Origin of the sequence: Vibrio sp. 10N.247.310.17 (assembly GCF_041466605.1) — a bacterium.
Lineage (GTDB): Bacteria > Pseudomonadota > Gammaproteobacteria > Enterobacterales > Vibrionaceae > Vibrio > Vibrio tasmaniensis_A.
The window spans coordinates 1-18,052 of record NZ_JBFSTC010000104.1 but is presented as its reverse complement, the minus strand read 5'-3'; the positions used below and the strand labels follow the sequence as shown (position 1 = coordinate 18,052).

Sequence of the window (18,052 nt, the reverse complement as noted above, 5' to 3'; positions counted from 1 at the left end):
GACTGAGAAAGAGTCTTTATCGAATATCAGAGCGTTTGGGTAACCCCATTGCGAGTGATTTCACCAGTAAAGATTTTGCGCATTACCGAGAGCAACGCAGCCTTGAAGTGACGACGACCACGATAAACCGAGAGCATGCCTATCTTAGGGCGATGTTTAACGAGTTGGAGAGGTTAGGGGTGATTGAGTTTGAGAATCCGCTCACTCAAATTCGTCAGTTCAAAGAGCGTGAAAAAGAGTTGAGGTATTTGGCTCATGATGAGATCGCAAGGCTACTGGATTCTTGTCAAACGTTCAGTAACCGATCTTTAGTGTTCATCGTGAAAATTTGTTTGGCCACAGGTGCTCGGTGGGGAGAGGCGGAAAGTCTAAAGCCCTCACAAATCAAAAATAATCAGCTCACGTTTTTGAATACCAAATCATCCAAGAATCGTACCGTGCCGATTAATCAAACGCTTTATGATGAACTCACCACTCTTGAGCCTCTCAGTGAAGAGAGGATGTTTTTAAACAGCTTATCGACTTTTCGAAAGGCGGTTACAGAGGCAAAGATTGACTTACCTAAAGGACAAATGACTCACGTTCTACGTCATACCTTTGCGAGTCACTATGTGATGAACGGCGGCAATATTGTGAAGTTAAGAGATGTACTGGGTCATAGTGAAATCACAACAACCATGCGTTATGCGCATCTAGCCCCTGAACATTTAGAAGAGACTTTGACGCTGAATCCTTTGAATCAGCATCAAAACACGACTGATTCTTAACTCGTTTTTGGACAATTATCTTTTTCGTAAAATCGAATATTAGCAATTCATTAATAATTTCAGGTATTGCAAAGTTAGTTTTGGAGAGCTAGCGCGATGAGTAAGACTAGCGCTAGCTAAAAGGTTGTTTTAGGTGCGGATTAGGTAAAGTTACGTTAAATCGAATTGAGCTAAGTCTTTACTTCGTTTTTTTTCGCGAGCTTTGATTGCCTTTATCTTTGCCTCAATATTAGTCATTTCTGACTTAGCTTCATCTCCATACATATCAACTAATTCATCGATTTTATTAAAAACATCGCTCTTATTGCTCGCAGTTCGACCTTTTTCGGCAAATTCAGAGACTAACGTAGGATAAGCAACATTACGATTGAAAAGCCTCTCTTGCAACCGGAGGGCCACCCTAGGTGTAATGTCGAGATTTTGCTCGTTCATAATCTTGCGAATCATCGTTATCATTAGATGCACTTTATATTTCTTAATAGCAATCGTAATTTTGCCTCCGGCTATACGTGAGTTCTCACTTGTTGTATATGCATTGTAGATATCAAGAGCAAGATCCTTATCATTGAAGGTAAATTTAGATTTGTAATTTTCAGGGGTCATAAAAAGCCCTTTTTCGAGGTTAGTCTTACTCACTGTAAAAAATCTAGCTTACTAATTTAGTTACAGTTAGGTAACAAAAGATCGCAACATCAACTTTTATAGGGTTCTCCCCCTTCAAGAAATGTAGCCCAAGATGTTTGTTATTTGAACAATTACAAGGTTAAAATTCATAAAATCATTGAGTTAAACTTGCTCCAGTGGTATTAATTCCCTTAAAAATAAGAGGTGATGCCATGCTAGGAAAACCAAGAATTCGAGATAGTAAAGATACCCGAAGACCGTACCCATTAAACATAATTCCTAAAGAATACTTAACAGAAATAGGTAAGAATATCGCCTATCTTGTTGCTATTGGCGAAAAGGGATTAACTGGGGAAAAATGGGAAGAAATCTTTGCCAATAGCATCGGAGGGGAACAACTTGGGAAAAGTTTAGGCCTTGCCGATGTTATCAAAGATGACTTTAGTTGGTCGGTAAAAACCGTAAAATCAAAAAAACCACATTCACAAAAAAACATTCGAATTATATCAGGTAGAAACAACATAAATTTCTCGTATGGTATAGACCGACCTTTAGAGGATATCGACCGCACTGGTGAAGCCGTAATTTCCATTTTTAATGAGCGACTAAAGACAGCGAAGTCTAATTATAAAGATCTTACTCATAGCTTCTTACTACGCTCTGATGATTTAACCCATTACACGTTATTTGAAAAAGAAGCTCATGAAATAGATCCTAAAAGCATAAATTGGGCAGTGAATAAGAATGGTAACTTTGAAGGCTCTGTTAATGGTAAGCACCGATTTACGTGGCAACCAGACGGAAGTCAGTTCACAGTAATCTACAATGTTCCTGATAATGCTCTACGATTTACAATAAAAAAACCTGCACCCTTAGATTTTGATACTGTCATAGAAGAGATTGAATTCAATGAAGATTGGATAACAGTCAAATAGATAAATACCGTAATCTCTAGGATTAAATGAGGGCATCACCCTCATTTCTAGGCTACATTTTGACGCTTCCACTGCATGGCTATAACTACCTGCTCAGCTATAGCTTTTATTACTGGAACAGCAACACTATTTCCAGCTTGCTTCTTTAGTTGTGTATGAGAGACCACTATACGATAACATTCAGGGAACCCTTGTATTCTTAGCATCTCTCTAGAAGTTAGTCTCCGGTAACCATTAACTAACAAATAGTTATGAGAAGCACCTGATCTAAGCGCACAAGAGTAAGGTAGAGGAGATACATTACCAGAAATATTCTGGTGCCAAATACTGGGTATAGGAGCCTCCCTACACAGATTACTTTGACGTTCATTTTTAATTTTATCGCTAACAAAAAAGTTATCAGGAACTAAGTGATCAGGCTCAAGAACATCTGACAAATCAAAAGTCTTATTCCCAACAGGGAAATCAAAAGAAACGGCATGATCTAAGAAACCAACAATAAAAGTTCTCTCGCGCTTTTGTGGTACTCCAAAGTCCAAAGCATTAAGAACTGTATGATGGACTTTATACCCGAGCTCCTCTAAAGCTTTCAAAATGACTTTAAATGTATTCCCTTTATCATGACTTTTAAGTTGCTTTACATTTTCAAGCATAAAAGCTTTAGGCTTTTTCACCTTGAGAATCTCAATAATATTGAAAAAAAGGGTTCCCCTAGTGTCTTCAAAACCGTTCATCTTCCCAATGATACTGAAAGCTTGGCAAGGAAACCCTCCCAATAAAACATCGTGATCTGGTATATCTTTTGGGGCTATTTTTGTTATATCCCCATGAGGCTTCTCACCAAAATTGGCCTCATATGTTTGTTGGGCATACTTATCCCACTCAGAAGAGAAAACACATTCTCCACCTTGAGACTCAAAACCAAGCCGAATTCCACCAATCCCCGCAAAGAGATCTATAAACTTAAATGACATAAACTCACCAAAAATCAAAGGTTATAAGCATTGGGAAAATAGGATATATCTTCCGGATTACGGTACTCACAGTACTTTCTCATTGCAGACCTAAGACAACCTGTCATAGCGTATTTCGCACCGTTTTCAGTTCCATTTTCTCTGGCATAATGTTTGATTTTTGACATAGCTAGAAGATAATTATCGACAGAAGAAACAGCCAGATCAATTGAGTCTAATATTTCTTCATCTAACCTTTTGCACCGACTAATCGTATCGCCTGCAACTCTCTTAGATACCCCTTTTTTAACAATCAACCATTCTCTAAAATCTTCTTTGATTTCTGAAAACATATCCCACCCCAAAGCGCTAAACTATAGCGCCATAATAAATGATAAATACTAAAAAACAACCTTAACGCTAATTGTTTTATATAGAATCAATAAAATAACTTGGTTTTTATTATTCCTATGTTTGTAAAACGAGCGAATTTTCTATAAAAACAGCAGGATAATCTCAGATTCTTCATTGTAAACAGTATTATAGCCTTGCAAATTACAAAGTAACTAGAGAATTAATTCCGGCTTTAAAGCGCGGATCACTCTCTTTTCATCTCAAACAAAAAACACACAATGACGCCCATTATTCATGCCTTATGATTTTTGGGGGGGCACATTAGCCGCTGTATTTGGGCAAAAGTGAGTCAGAAAATTTCGAGCGCTTAAATGAGTCTAACTTATAGAATTGTAGCTAAATAAAATACCGAAATAGACGGAAATACGAGTTGTTTGGTTTTTTGATGACCGTAACGTTCTGTTTTAAAATTGGTTTTTTAGAATTCCAAATCCGCGTGTTGGGAGTTCGAATCTCTCCACCCCTGCCATATTTAAGGCTCTAGCAGAAATGCTAGGGCCTTTTTGCTTTCTGAAGCTAATTATACGCCATTAGCAAAGCAGCGGATTCTCCGGCTTGCCAAAATAGCGCGTGTTGGGAGTCTAAACCTCTACTCCTGCCACATACAAAGCCTCAGCAGAAATGCTAGGTTTTTTTACGTCTGTTGCTTCTTCGAAGCAATGTTGGGAGAACTAGGCGTCCTCCTAACTTACCAGTTTGGTTGAATCTCCGGAGTGCCGACTCAGTCCTCCTCTGGCATATTTAAGGATCTAGACTGCACGCCCCGGTAGAAAGACTAGACCCTTCTTGCTACTGCATCAGATGTTCTATAGAGAAGTTTCGGTTCTAGAACATTGGTGTGCGAAGCTTTACTCTAATTACAATTCCTCTTCGATCGTGGTTCTCTTTCTACACTTTATTATGCTTTCAATACTTCACTTGAAAAGAAGGCCATGTATCTTTACTTAATTTATTTCCGTAAATACTTTGTGTTTATCTTCGCTCGAATGCACTCAAACTGGTGGTTGCTTGTTGGCCTGTTTGGAAGCGTTAGGTACGACAAAGAGTCGTGATTGCAGATAGCAATCATGACTAAAGTAGTGGTCAGAGATAGGGATCAACTTGTAGGCTAGAGAGGCGTGCTTGTTGATGGACACAGGTACAAAAAAGGCCGCTTATACTAAGCGACCTTCGTTTATATTTTTCGGTGTTAATCCAATTCTTTCTCAGCTTGTTTCGCTTTTTCTATCATTGGAGTGATTGTTGATCCTTGAACCAGAATAGAGAATACAACAACAGCATAGGTCATAACGAGGATTATCTCTTTAACATCTATTGCCTTGTCTTCAATCACCCAGATACCTGAAGGGATTGAAAGTGCCATGGCTAGAGCTAAGCCTCCGCGTAAACCACCCCAAGTTAGAATCTTAGTTGACCACGGGTTGTAAGTTCTAAAGCGTTTAAATCCAATATAAGACAAGAAAACACTTAGGTAGCGAGCACTCAATACTAGAGGAACTGCGAACGCCATCAAAATCCAATCTTCTTGGTGGAACTTGAATAGCAGCATAGACATACCAATCAACAAGAATAGTACGCCATTTAAGAACTCATCTATTAATTCCCAGAAATGGTCTAGGTGATCCTCACTTTCTTTAGAAAATCCGATGAAGCGTGTCCAGTTGCCTATCATGATACCAGATACCACCATTGCTAATGGTCCAGATACATGCAGAACCTCTGCAAAAGCATAACCAGCTGTAGGAATACCGATGGTTAATAGCAACTCCATCGAGTGGTCATCGGTGTTGCTGATTAGATAGTGGAATATCAAACCTAAAACAAATCCGTATACGATACCGCCAATAGCCTCTTGGACGAATAACATGGTCACGCTACCTACAGTCGGTGCTTCTGTGCCGAACGCAATGGTAAATAGGGTTACGAAGATGACTAGGCCAAAACCATCGTTGAATAGAGATTCTCCCTCTATTTGAGTAGAGATTCGTCTGGGAGCATCGAGCTTCTTCACTATTGCTAATACAGCTATTGGATCGGTTGGAGATATTAGAGAACCAAACAGTAAGCAATAAATTAGGTCAAATTGAATACCGATAAATTGACAGAATCCATAAAGTACAAAGCCAATAAAGAATGTCGAAAATAGTGTAGCACCAAGAGCGAGTACCGTTATTTCCCATTTCTGATCTTTTAGATTAGGTAACTTAATCCCCAAACCACCTGCAAAGAGTAAGAATCCCAGTATTCCTTTCAGGAGGAAGTCTTCAAAATTGATACTGGCAACGGTTTCTGAGGCGATGTCAGCCAATTGGAACCAATTGTTTTGTCCCGCAATGATAATCAATAGAGATAGCATCATTGAACCAGCTGTGATGGCGATGGTTGTCTGCATTTTACCAATTTTGGTATTAACGAAAGCAATAAGCATGGCAGCAGCGGACAAGAAGCATAAGGTGTAATAGACCGACATTGGGAACTCAATATGTAACAAAATATGAATATTAATTCTCGTTCTCTCATGCTCAAATAGCAAACATTTTTTTGTCATGACTTGGTCATTTACTTCATATTTTAGACGTCTAGACTCCTTTTGAATGTGTGGTAGGATGGAGAGATAATTAAAGGAATGAGGTTGTATCGTGGGAAGTAATGTAAGGCAAAAGATTGAGGCTCTGTTGAAGCAACGAATTTTACTGATTGATGGTGGTATGGGTACCATGATTCAGGATTATAAATTGGAAGAGCAAGACTATCGCGGTGAGCGATTTGCTGATTGGCATAGTGACTTAAAAGGTAACAATGACCTTTTGGTACTTACGCAGCCTAAGCTTATCAAAGATATCCATATGGAGTATTTGGAAGCCGGTGCTGATATCCTCGAGACCAATACCTTTAACGCTACAACCATCGCTATGGCCGACTATGATATGGAAAGTCTTAGCGAAGAAATTAACTATGCTGCTGCTAAGTTGGCTCGTGAAGCGGCAGATGAATGGACAGTGAAGACTCCTGATAAACCCCGTTTCGTGGCGGGTGTGTTAGGTCCAACTAACCGAACTTGTTCTCTCTCTCCAGATGTTAATGATCCGGGCTATCGTAATGTTAGCTTTGATGAACTTGTTGAGGCTTACTCTGAATCGACTCGTGCGCTTATCAAGGGCGGTTCAGACTTAATTCTTATTGAAACTATCTTCGATACGTTAAACGCGAAAGCGTGTGCTTTTGCGGTTGAATCTGTCTTTGAAGAAGTAGGTATCATTTTACCGGTTATGATCTCCGGTACTATCACAGATGCATCTGGTCGGACGCTTTCCGGACAAACAACAGAAGCATTCTATAATGCCCTTCGTCATGTAAAACCTATCTCATTTGGATTGAACTGTGCATTAGGTCCAGATGAATTGCGCGAATATGTCGGTGAGATGTCTCGTATCTCCGAATGTCATGTTTCTGCACACCCTAATGCGGGTTTACCTAACGCATTTGGTGAGTATGACCTTTCTCCCGAAGATATGGCTGAACACGTCAAGGAATGGGCTGAAAGTGGTTTCTTGAACTTAATTGGTGGTTGTTGTGGTACGACGCCAGAACATATACGCCAAATGGCAGAAGCTGTTGAAGGTGTAACACCGCGCCAATTACCAGATTTACCCGTCTCTTGTCGTCTCTCTGGTTTAGAGCCATTGACGATATCCAAGGAATCTCTGTTTGTTAACGTGGGTGAGCGAACTAACGTTACGGGCTCTGCTCGCTTTAAGCGCCTTATCAAAGAAGAGCTATATGATGAAGCTTTGAGTGTGGCTCGAGAGCAAGTTGAGAATGGCGCTCAAATTATCGATATCAACATGGATGAAGGGATGCTAGACGCTGAGGCGTGTATGGTTAAATTCCTTAATCTATGTGCGTCTGAGCCTGAGATCTCGAAAGTGCCAGTCATGGTCGACTCTTCAAAATGGGAAGTTATTGAAGCGGGTCTGAAATGTATTCAGGGTAAAGGCATCGTTAACTCGATCTCATTGAAGGAAGGGAAAGAGAAGTTTGTCGAACAAGCGAAACTGGTTCGCCGATATGGTGCTGCCGTTATCGTGATGGCGTTCGATGAAGTTGGCCAAGCTGATACTCGAGAGCGTAAGGTTGAGATTTGCACTAATGCCTACAATATTCTGGTTGATGAAGTGGGCTTCCCACCTGAAGATATTATTTTTGACCCGAACATTTTTGCTGTGGCGACAGGTATTGATGAGCATAACAACTATGCGGTCGATTTCATTGAAGCTGTAGGGGACATCAAACGAGACTTACCTCATGCGATGATTTCTGGTGGTGTATCGAATGTTTCGTTCTCATTCCGAGGTAATAACTACGTTCGTGAGGCTATCCACGCAGTATTCCTATACCACTGCTTTAAAAACGGTATGGATATGGGCATCGTAAATGCTGGGCAATTAGAGATTTACGATAATGTCCCTGAGGATTTACGTGAAGCCGTTGAAGATGTGGTTCTAAACCGCCGAGATGATTCCACTGAGCGCTTGCTAGATATCGCAACTGAATATCTAGAGCGTGCAGTTGGAAAAGTTGAAGATAAATCTGCTTTAGAGTGGCGTACCTGGCCAGTAGAAAAACGCTTAGAGCATTCCTTAGTGAAAGGTATTACCGACTTTATTGTTGAAGATACCGAAGAAGCTCGTGTTAATGCCTCTCGCCCTATCGAGGTGATAGAAGGCCCATTAATGGATGGTATGAATGTGGTTGGTGACCTCTTTGGTGAAGGTAGGATGTTCCTTCCTCAAGTGGTGAAATCTGCACGTGTTATGAAGCAAGCGGTAGCCCATCTAGAGCCATTTATCAATGCAACCAAAGACGTAGGTGCAACTAACGGAAAAATCTTACTTGCGACCGTAAAAGGAGATGTTCACGATATTGGAAAAAATATTGTGGGCGTTGTCTTGCAGTGTAATAACTACGAAATTATCGATTTAGGCGTGATGGTTTCATGTGAAAAAATCCTTAAGGTCGCTAAGGAAGAAAACGTCGATATCATTGGCCTTTCGGGTTTGATCACTCCTTCCCTGGATGAGATGGTGCATGTTGCGAAAGAAATGGAAAGACAAGGCTTTAAACTGCCTCTTCTCATCGGTGGAGCAACCACATCTAAAGCGCATACAGCCGTTAAGATTGAACGGAACTACTCTGAGCCTGTGGTCTACGTAAACAATGCTTCACGTGCGGTGGGTGTGTGTACTTCGTTGCTATCTAACGAATTGAAACCTGCATTTGTTGAGAAGTTGAATATTGATTACGATCGCGTTCGCGATCAGCATAATCGTAAGAAGCCTCGTACTAAACCGGTCACTCTTGAAAGAGCACGTGCTAATAAAGTAGCTATCGATTGGGATGCTTACACGCCACCGGCACCCGCTAAACCGGGAGTTCACATCTTTAATGATTTTGATGTGGCAACTTTGCGTCAGTACATCGACTGGACTCCATTCTTTATGACATGGTCATTGGTCGGTAAATACCCTGCAATTCTTAGTCATGAAGAAGTGGGCGAGGAAGCGAAACGCTTATTCAAAGATGCCAACGATTTATTGGATCGAGTACAGAAAGAGAAATTACTTGGAGCTCGTGGGATGTGTGCGATGTTCCCTGCTAACAGCGTTGGCGATGATATCGAAGTGTATACCGATGAATCTCGTACTGAAGTGTTAAAGGTTTTACACAACCTTCGTCAACAAACCGAGAAGCCAAAAGGTTTTAACTACTGTTTGTCTGATTACATCGCTCCAAAAGAAAGCGGGAAAGCGGACTGGATTGGCGGTTTTGCCGTAACGGGGGGGATTGGTGAACGTGAATTGGCTGATGAATACAAAGCCAATGGCGATGATTACAATGCCATCATGATTCAAGCGGTTGCTGACCGATTGGCTGAAGCGTTCGCGGAGTATCTGCATAAAGAAGTGAGAAAGGATATTTGGGGTTACTCGCCAGATGAGGACTTGTCTAACGACGATTTGATTCGTGAGAAGTACCAAGGTATTCGTCCAGCTCCAGGTTACCCTGCTTGCCCAGAACATACAGAAAAAGGAACGTTGTGGGAGTTGATGGACGTTGAAAAAGCGATCGACATGTCACTAACAACGAGCTACGCGATGTGGCCTGGTGCTTCAGTGTCTGGTATGTACTTTTCACATCCTGATGCCCGATACTTTGCGATTGCACAGATTCAACAGGATCAAGTGGATAGCTATGCCGACCGTAAAGGTTGGGATATGTTGGAAGCTGAGAAGTGGTTAGGCCCAAACATTAACTAGTTTGAATCTATAACGAGCTTTGCTTCGCAATGTAAAAAAGAGAAAGGGTTGCTTAATAGCAACCCTTTTTGTATCTGTAATTTAGTTATTTATCTGTCGATGATAAACGGACTACCTACTCAAATAACTCTTGATGAAGTTTTTGAATCGCCAACTTAGACACAGATTCATCTAGCAAGAAGCATAGGTTGTGTGGGCTTGCTCCGTAACAAATCATACGTAGGTTGAAATCTTCTAGAGTGCCGAATACCTGCTTTGCATAGCCTTTGCTTTCGCTCATGTTGTTACCAATAAGAGCAACAAGGCATAGGTCGTGCTCAATATCTACGGAACACAACTCTTCAAGCTCAAGGCGAGCGGCTTCAGGTAACTCAGGAGCACCACCAGAGGTATCGGTTTGATCGAGAGTAAGTGAGACACTGATCTCTGAGGTAGTGATAAGATCGACTGAGATCTTATGTTTAGCCAGGATCTCGAATACCTTTGCCAAAAAACCATAGGCATGGAACATGTTAGCGCTGCGTAGCGTAACCATGGTTTGGTTGCAGCGTAGGGCAAGCGCTCTGAACAGAGGAGAGCTTTCAACTTGTTGACGAATCCATGTTCCACCAAGCTCTGGTGCTTTTGATGAGCCGACAAAAACAGGGATTTGATGGCGTAGTGCAGGAACCAGAGTTGAAGGGTGTAATATTTTCGCGCCAAAGTTTGCCATCTCAGATGCCTCACTGAAGCTGATCTCTGGGATAGGAGATGCTTTCGATGCGATGCGTGGATCTGTGGTGTAGATGCCTGGAACATCAGTCCAAATTTCTAAGCCAATCGCTTGTACCGACTCCGCAATCAGTGCAGCTGAATAATCACTGCCGCCACGACCTAACGTTGTGGTGTTACCTTCGCTGTCGGCACCGATAAAACCTTGGGTAACGACAACTTGTTCTTCGCAAAGTGGAATCAGTTTCTGCTGTGCAAGGGCTGCAATATCTTCCAGTTGTGGTTCTGCTTTACCGAAATCATCATTGGTGCGCATCACTTCTCTGATATCAAAACGAGCCGCTGGTGTACCACGTTCGCGAATGATTTGAGCGAGGATATGTGTCGACATCAGTTCGCCACATGCCACTAGGTGATCGGTGAGTTTGGTACTGGCTTGGAATGATGCGGCTTCTGCAGCGCTCGCAATATCATCCAGAATACAGTGCACATCTTTTTCAATGCTAATTGGGTCAGCTAGCTGAGCAAGAATCGTATTATGAATATCGGTTAACTGTGTCACTAGTTCTTGGCGACGAGTTTTATCTTGAACACCATTCGCGAGTTCAACAAGCAGGTTAGTCACGCCAGAGCATGCGCTACTCACGACCAGTTTCGTATTTGAGTTGTTTTCAATAATGGCAGCACAACGGCTCATTGCTTCAAAGTTGGCAACACTTGTTCCACCAAACTTAGCGACATTAAAAGAACCAGCTACATTAGATGCACTCACGATATATCTCCCACGATTTCCTAAAATAAAATTACTGTTGGGTAATCCAACGTCCGATGTTTTTCGAAGAGAGTTTTAGAGCAAAAAAGAGAGGAATTATTAGAATAGTAACCTCAGAAGCTCTTCACCATATAGAAATGGCGACAGTTAACGGGATTCAGCCCGCTCAACCGATAATAAAGGTCCTGCATCCTTTTATTATCTCGGCACTGCTCCCCATGAATGTTTTGTATTGGAAATGCGGTTCCACAAAACACCTGCCTGGGCAGTGCTCCTCTTCTGCTAGATAGCCATTTCATTGAACGTGTTTGCGCAAATAATGTCAATCCGTAACGTGAGATAATTGAAAAATAATTTTAACAATTATGTGACACTGGTTTGACCTCAATACTTATGGCTAATTGCTGAGGTAATCAATTTGCTTTAGGGTGGATTGTTCACAACATTAACGTAAGGGATGTACATGTCTAATTTAACACTCACTGCTGCTATCGATAGCTTTTATCCGCCACACCGAACGTTAATGGGGCCGGGGCCTTCAGACATTTATCCTCAAGTTTTACAGGCATTAAGCCGTCCAACCATTGGTCACCTCGACCCGCTATTTATTGCGATGATGGATGAGCTTAAACAACTTCTTAAGTATGCATTCCAAACAGAGAATGAATTTACGATTGCTGTTTCTGCTCCAGGCAGTGCGGGCATGGAAACCTGTTTTGTTAATTTGATTGAGCCTGGTGAAAAGGTCATTGTTTGTCGTAACGGTGTTTTTGGTGAGCGTATGCGCGAGAATGTTGTTCGCTGCGGTGGTGAAGCCATCCTTGTTGATGACGAGTGGGGTAAGCCCGTTTCAGTTGAAAAGGTCGAAAAGGCATTGGCAGAAAACCCCGATGCTGTTGCTGTCGCATTTGTGCATGCCGAGACGTCTACTGGCGCGTTATCGGATGCTCAAGCTATTTCCGCAGTCGCTCGTCAGTTTGATGCGTTGTCGATTGTGGATGCGGTGACATCATTAGGTGGTGTGCCATTGTTGGTTGATGAATGGCAGCTTGATGCGGTTTACTCTGGCAGTCAGAAGTGTCTGTCTTGTGTTCCTGGTTTATCTCCAGTGACGTTCTCTCAACGTGCTGTTGATAAAATGAAAGCACGTCAAGCTCCCGTACAAAGCTGGTTCTTGGATCAGAGCTTGGTATTAGGTTATTGGAGTGGAGAAGGTAAGCGTAGTTACCACCATACTGCACCTGTCAATAGCCTCTATGCTCTGCATGAGTCGCTGGTTTTGTTGAAAAATGAAGGCCTAGATAATGCGTGGTCTCGTCACTATGCGATGCACCAAGAACTTAAAGGTGGCGTAGAAGCTTTGGGGTTGGAATTTGTGGTTGCTGAAGAGAGTCGCTTACCTCAATTGAATGCGCTTTACTTCCCTGAAGGGATTGATGAAGCCAAAATAAGAACGCAGCTGTTAGAAGAGTATAATCTTGAAATCGGTGCTGGGCTGGGCTCTCTGGCTGGAAAGGCTTGGCGTATTGGTCTGATGGGTTATGGCGCTCGAAAAGAGAATGTCGCTTTGTGCTTAAAAGCGTTGCAAGATGTTTTAACATAATGCTAATAAATTGAAGTTTAAAAGAAAAGCGCACGAGAGATCGTGCGCTTTTTTGTGCCTAACCGAAAGATCAGAAATGGTGCTTTAGTTCTGAGAGCTAAACATCACTCAGTAGACGACAGGTTATCTTCTTCTTGTGATACTTTCTTATACTGAACCTTTGAAAAGTCTCGATTTGGGAACAAGAAGCTCGCTTCACTGCGAATTTGTTCTGCCTTGCTGTGATCTCCTAATCCTTGATATGCGAGAATCAGGTTGCTGTAGAAAGCAGGCCTTGGCTTATTCTTTATGATTTCTAACGACCAATCTATATAAGGAAGGATCAGGCTAGGATCGGCTTTGTAGAGGCCGATATTTAGATAGGTACTGTACACGTCCCAATCATAGCGATCTTTCCAGACTACGGGGTTGGTTACCTGCTTAAGAATGTCTGGGTTTTTCGGCTTAGACATTTCAAATTTAGTGAGTACATAATTGGTGTGTAAGGCACTCAGCATGTAAAAACTCACTAAGATAGGCACGATTAAGCTCGACACTCTGAGTAGGGTTTTACTGACGATACTAAACGGCTGCTGATAGTGGCGAGAAGCCCGTTGATCGACCCAGTAAATCAAAATGATAAAGGTTATCCAGTGAATCGCCGAGTGGTAAAAAGGATACTCAAGCTGAGAATGTAAGAGTATAGGTATGAATAGCGCAAGCAGTGCTAGACGTGTTCCTTTCGCTGAGCTTGCTATGCGTGACATCACCAACACTGCAGCAATCAAGATCCCGATGATTGGTACTATTCCGCCTTCAACCCCCCAAAACAGGAACTCATTGTGTGGGTGATCCATTGCAGGAAGGCCGGGATGATAATTTGAGTTAAGTTGATGTTGGCGGGCTGTGTATAGCGTGTATTCGGATTCGAACTTTCCGTAGCCATAACCGGTAAATGGTTTTTCGATCATCATATCGAGCGCTTGTGGAAAGGTATAAGCTCGTGGACTTTCTAAGTTTGCTTTTTTACTGGCGAAACTATCAGTTGCGCTGAGGCTGATCACCGAAAAGGCGACGATGATACCGACTACCACTGATGCACACCACCCGTAGAAGCGTTTCTTGGTTGAGAACTTGTATAGATAAGGCAGAATGCAGACAAACCCAATGACGGCAGCCAACCATCCGGTACGTGATGCGATGATGATCAGCAAAGGTACGGTTAAGGCTGGTGTTAAATAAAGTAGAAGCGACTCGCTAATTTGGTGATTATATTTAGTTGGTTGCCTTGCTAAAAGATAAGCTGACAGCACAAAACCAGTAGCAAGAAAGCTTGCCATTACATTAGGTTGTTGGAATATCCCATATGGTCGGTTTGCAGCAGTGTTGTAGCCCAATAGGTTGCCTGGTTCTAATAGGAAATATTGCACATAGCCAAATAGTGCCTGTATGACAACAGCAAGCACAATGAACCACAACATGCGCTGCTTGTGCTTATTGCTGAACTTAAATTGTTGCAGCACGACGAATAATGTAAAGCCCGCCCACAATCCAAGTAAGCGCCCTGATGCTCCTTGAAGGGCGGCATTGCTGTATAAAATCGGCAGTGTGAGTATGAGGCAGCTTATCAACAAGCCAATCGTTAATTTGGAATACTTGAGTACTCGGTTAGTAGCAAGTTGGTAGAAGCCAATCGCCAGCGTAAAGCTAAGGGCTAGCCAAGTGGTTGGATTAAAGGATAAAGCAAGGCCTGAGCCTCCTGGGTTAGGCATGAAAAAATGCATGGCTAATAAGAATACAACAGCTAGAGAGGCCAGAAATGCTTTATTGAGTGGTAGCTTAGTTACCTGATTTTCTAGTTGGGTACCGCTAGTGTGTATTGTTGCCATAAATCCCTAACCTTATAAAAACAGAGCTTGTTCCTTCTGAAACAAGCTCTGTTACTTTAACATTTTTCTGTCTGCTCGCAGGACGCTATTTTACACCTACTTCAAATTTAACATAGGCTTAAGGAAGCGAGCCGTGTGCGAACCTTCGACTAAAGCCACATCTTCAGGAGTACCTTCTGCAACAATTTCACCGCCTCCTTGACCACCTTCAGGGCCAAGATCTAGGATCCAGTCCGCGGTTTTGACGACGTCTAGGTTATGCTCAATCACGACAACCGTATTGCCGTGATCACGTAATCTATGTAATACCGTTAATAGCTGTTGAATATCGTGGAAATGAAGGCCTGTTGTTGGCTCATCGAGAATGTATAAGGTTTTCCCCGTATCTCGTTTCGATAACTCACGTGCTAATTTAACGCGTTGTGCTTCACCACCAGATAAGGTGGTTGCCGCTTGCCCTAAGCGAATGTAAGAGAGACCCACGTCCATGAGTGTTTGCAGTTTACGTGCAATAACAGGCACTGGGTTGAAGTATTCACGAGCATCTTCGACAGTCATCTCTAGAACTTCGTCAATGGTTTTACCCTTGTAGCGGACCTCTAGAGTCTCACGGTTATAACGCTTACCTTTACACATATCACACGGTACATACACATCTGGCAAGAAATGCATCTCTACTTTGATGACACCGTCTCCCTGACACGCTTCACAACGACCACCACGAACGTTAAAACTGAATCGACCTGGCTTGTAGCCACGAGATCGTGATTCTTGTGTACCTGCAAATAACTCTCGAATTGGAGTGAAAATACCAGTGTAGGTTGCAGGATTCGATCTTGGTGTTCGACCGATAGGGCTTTGATCAATATCGATTACTTTGTCGAAATGCTCTAAGCCTTTAATCTTTTTGTGCTGCGCCGGAACTGCAGTTGTTGCACCGTTCAATTGAGTGTGGGCGACTTTAAAGAAGGTGTCATTGATGAGTGTTGATTTACCGGATCCCGATACACCGGTAATACAGCTGAACAAGCCTACAGGGATTGTCGCAGTGACATTCTTTAGGTTGTTCCCAGTCGCGCCAACGATCTCGACGACCTTTTTCTTATCGATAGGCGTTCTTTGTTTGGGGATCGCAATTTCTTTGGCGCCGCTGAGGTATTGCCCAGTTAAAGAATTCGGATTTTCGATGATGTCTTGCATGGTGCCTTCAGCGACCACGTGACCACCATGAACACCTGCGCCTGGGCCTATATCGATAACATGGTCAGCGCAACGAATCGCATCTTCGTCATGCTCAACAACAAGTACGGTATTTCCTAAGTCTCTTAGGTGAACCAGAGTTTGCAGTAGACGTTCATTATCACGCTGGTGGAGGCCAATTGATGGTTCATCCAGCACATACATAACGCCAACTAAACCGGCCCCAATTTGACTTGCTAGACGAATTCTTTGCGCTTCACCACCTGACAGTGTTTCTGCACTGCGTGATAGGTTCAGGTAATTCAAACCAACGTTCACCAAAAAATGCAGACGATCATTGATCTCTTTCATCACTTTATCAGCAATTTGTCCACGCTGGCCGTCTAACTTCAACTCTTGGAAAAATTGCAGTGCGTCAGCAATACTGAGCTGAACGATTTCTGGCAGTGTGGTATCGCCAATAAAGACATTTCGAGCTTCTAATCTTAAGCGTGTACCATCACAGCTAGAGCATGATTTCGTTGATATGTACTTGGCAAGATCTTCACGCACCGCGCTAGATTCAGTGTCGCGGTAACGGCGTTCCAGCGTATTTAAAATACCTTCAAAGGGGTGACGCTTGACTCGGATATCACCACGATCATTGATGTATTTGAATTCAACTTCAGTTCTACCAGAGCCCTTGAGGATGATCTCTTGAGTTTTCTTTGGTAAAGAGTTGAACGGAGCATAAAGGTCAAAACCATAATGGTCTGATAGCGATGTCAGCATTTGGAAATAGTAATAATTTTTCTGATCCCAGCCTTTTATCGCACCTTCTGCAATGCTTAGGTTCTCATCTAAAATTACTCGAGTTGGGTCAAAATATTGTTGAACACCAAGTCCATCACACGTACCACATGCACCAGCAGGATTGTTGAATGAGAATAGGCGAGGCTCAAGTTCTTGCATGCTGTAGCCACACTTTGGACAAGCAAAATTAGCCGAGAACACGATCTCTTCTTGTTCTTTATCATCCATCCAACCGACTACAGCGATACCGCCAGAGAGCTCTAATGTTGTCTCAAACGATTCAGCTAAACGCTGTTGAAGATCTGGGCGAACCTTAAAGCGATCAACGACAACTTCAATGGTGTGCTTCTTGTGCAGTTCCAATGTTGGTGGATCGGACAAATCACAGGTCTCGCCATCAATACGGGCACGGATAAAGCCTTGAGCCGCTAGGTTCTCAAGCGTTTTAACGTGCTCACCTTTACGTTCTTTGACTATCGGAGCCAAAAGCATCATCTTTGAACCAGCAGGCAGTTCTAAGACTTTATCGACCATTTGACTGATGGTTTGTGCTGCAAGAGGGGTATTGTGATCAGGACAGCGTGGTTCACCGACACGAGCATAAAGCAGTCTTAGGTAATCATAGACTTCAGTGATGGTGCCAACCGTTGAACGAGGATTGTGAGAAGTTGATTTCTGTTCGATAGAGATGGCTGGAGATAAACCTTCGATGTGGTCGACATCAGGCTTTTCCATGAGAGATAGAAATTGACGAGCATAGGCCGACAGAGACTCAACATAACGACGTTGACCTTCTGCGTAGAGGGTATCAAACGCAAGTGACGACTTTCCTGAACCTGATAATCCAGTGATAACCGTTAGCTTATCACGAGGTATGGTTAGGTTAATGTCTTTGAGGTTATGCGTACGAGCGCCTCTAATTTCTATTTTATCCATCTCAACAGACCATGTAATTTTAAGTGGCTAAAGTATTACATAGAGTGAGATTTGTGCAAAGTTTTACTGGATAAAAAAACAGTGATAAAAAAGGTTCATCGCGGATTTCCGGGGAAAGCCGCTTTTATCTTCAAGAAGAAGTAGTCTGTATCTCGATAAC

Annotated in this window: 11 protein-coding genes and 1 riboswitch; of the genes, 4 read left to right on the top strand and 7 right to left on the bottom strand. The window is 42.5% G+C overall.

Annotation, left to right across the window (positions count from 1 at the left end; genetic code table 11):
• A partial coding sequence (locus AB6D80_RS21270) for a tyrosine-type recombinase/integrase (RefSeq protein ID WP_372109416.1) occupies positions 1-767 on the top strand: 767 nt, incomplete at its 5' end.
• A gap of 150 nt (positions 768-917) precedes the next feature.
• Here AB6D80_RS21270 and AB6D80_RS21265 read toward each other — a convergent pair.
• Entirely contained in the window at positions 918-1,370 is a 453-nt protein-coding gene (locus AB6D80_RS21265) for a hypothetical protein (protein ID WP_372092043.1), read from the bottom strand.
• Positions 1,371-1,603: 233 nt separating this feature from the next.
• Here AB6D80_RS21265 and AB6D80_RS21260 point away from each other — a divergent pair, with 233 nt between their 5' ends.
• The gene (locus AB6D80_RS21260) at positions 1,604-2,326 is read left to right on the top strand and encodes a hypothetical protein (protein ID WP_372092045.1); all 723 of its coding nucleotides are present in this window, start codon (positions 1,604-1,606) and stop codon (positions 2,324-2,326) included.
• Positions 2,327-2,373: 47 nt separating this feature from the next.
• Here AB6D80_RS21260 and AB6D80_RS21255 read toward each other — a convergent pair whose 3' ends face one another.
• The 3 genes from AB6D80_RS21255 to AB6D80_RS21245 all read right to left on the bottom strand — a co-directional run bounded on the left by AB6D80_RS21255 (position 2,374) and on the right by AB6D80_RS21245 (position 6,163).
• Positions 2,374-3,300, bottom strand: coding sequence for a DNA cytosine methyltransferase (locus AB6D80_RS21255; protein ID WP_372092047.1), 927 nt, complete (start codon positions 3,298-3,300; stop codon positions 2,374-2,376).
• A gap of 14 nt (positions 3,301-3,314) precedes the next feature.
• Positions 3,315-3,632, bottom strand: a complete 318-nt coding sequence (locus AB6D80_RS21250) for a hypothetical protein (RefSeq protein ID WP_372092050.1) — start codon at positions 3,630-3,632, stop codon at positions 3,315-3,317.
• A gap of 1,250 nt (positions 3,633-4,882) precedes the next feature.
• On the bottom strand, positions 4,883-6,163 hold the full coding sequence (locus AB6D80_RS21245) for a sodium:proton antiporter (protein WP_017102902.1): 1,281 nt from the start codon (positions 6,161-6,163) through the stop codon (positions 4,883-4,885).
• A gap of 169 nt (positions 6,164-6,332) precedes the next feature.
• Here AB6D80_RS21245 and metH point away from each other — a divergent pair, with 169 nt between their 5' ends.
• On the top strand, positions 6,333-10,010 hold the full coding sequence (metH, locus tag AB6D80_RS21240) for a methionine synthase (protein WP_372189537.1): 3,678 nt from the start codon (positions 6,333-6,335) through the stop codon (positions 10,008-10,010).
• Positions 10,011-10,125: 115 nt separating this feature from the next.
• Here metH and lysC read toward each other — a convergent pair whose 3' ends face one another.
• Entirely contained in the window at positions 10,126-11,493 is a 1,368-nt protein-coding gene (lysC, locus tag AB6D80_RS21235) for a lysine-sensitive aspartokinase 3 (protein WP_371701451.1), read from the bottom strand.
• Between the two features lie 109 nt (positions 11,494-11,602).
• A riboswitch (Lysine riboswitch) is annotated at positions 11,603-11,780 on the bottom strand.
• Between the two features lie 176 nt (positions 11,781-11,956).
• Here lysC and AB6D80_RS21230 point away from each other — a divergent pair.
• Positions 11,957-13,096 (top strand): alanine--glyoxylate aminotransferase family protein, encoded by a 1,140-nt coding sequence (locus AB6D80_RS21230; protein ID WP_135444548.1) that lies wholly within the window; start codon positions 11,957-11,959, stop codon positions 13,094-13,096.
• A gap of 104 nt (positions 13,097-13,200) precedes the next feature.
• Here the strand turns inward: AB6D80_RS21230 and AB6D80_RS21225 are convergent, their stop codons facing one another.
• Positions 13,201-14,964, bottom strand: coding sequence for a PglL family O-oligosaccharyltransferase (locus AB6D80_RS21225; RefSeq protein ID WP_372189535.1), 1,764 nt, complete (start codon positions 14,962-14,964; stop codon positions 13,201-13,203).
• A gap of 96 nt (positions 14,965-15,060) precedes the next feature.
• Positions 15,061-17,892 (bottom strand): excinuclease ABC subunit UvrA, encoded by a 2,832-nt coding sequence (uvrA, locus tag AB6D80_RS21220; RefSeq protein WP_372189533.1) that lies wholly within the window; start codon positions 17,890-17,892, stop codon positions 15,061-15,063.
• Positions 17,893-18,052: the final 160 nt, after the last annotated feature.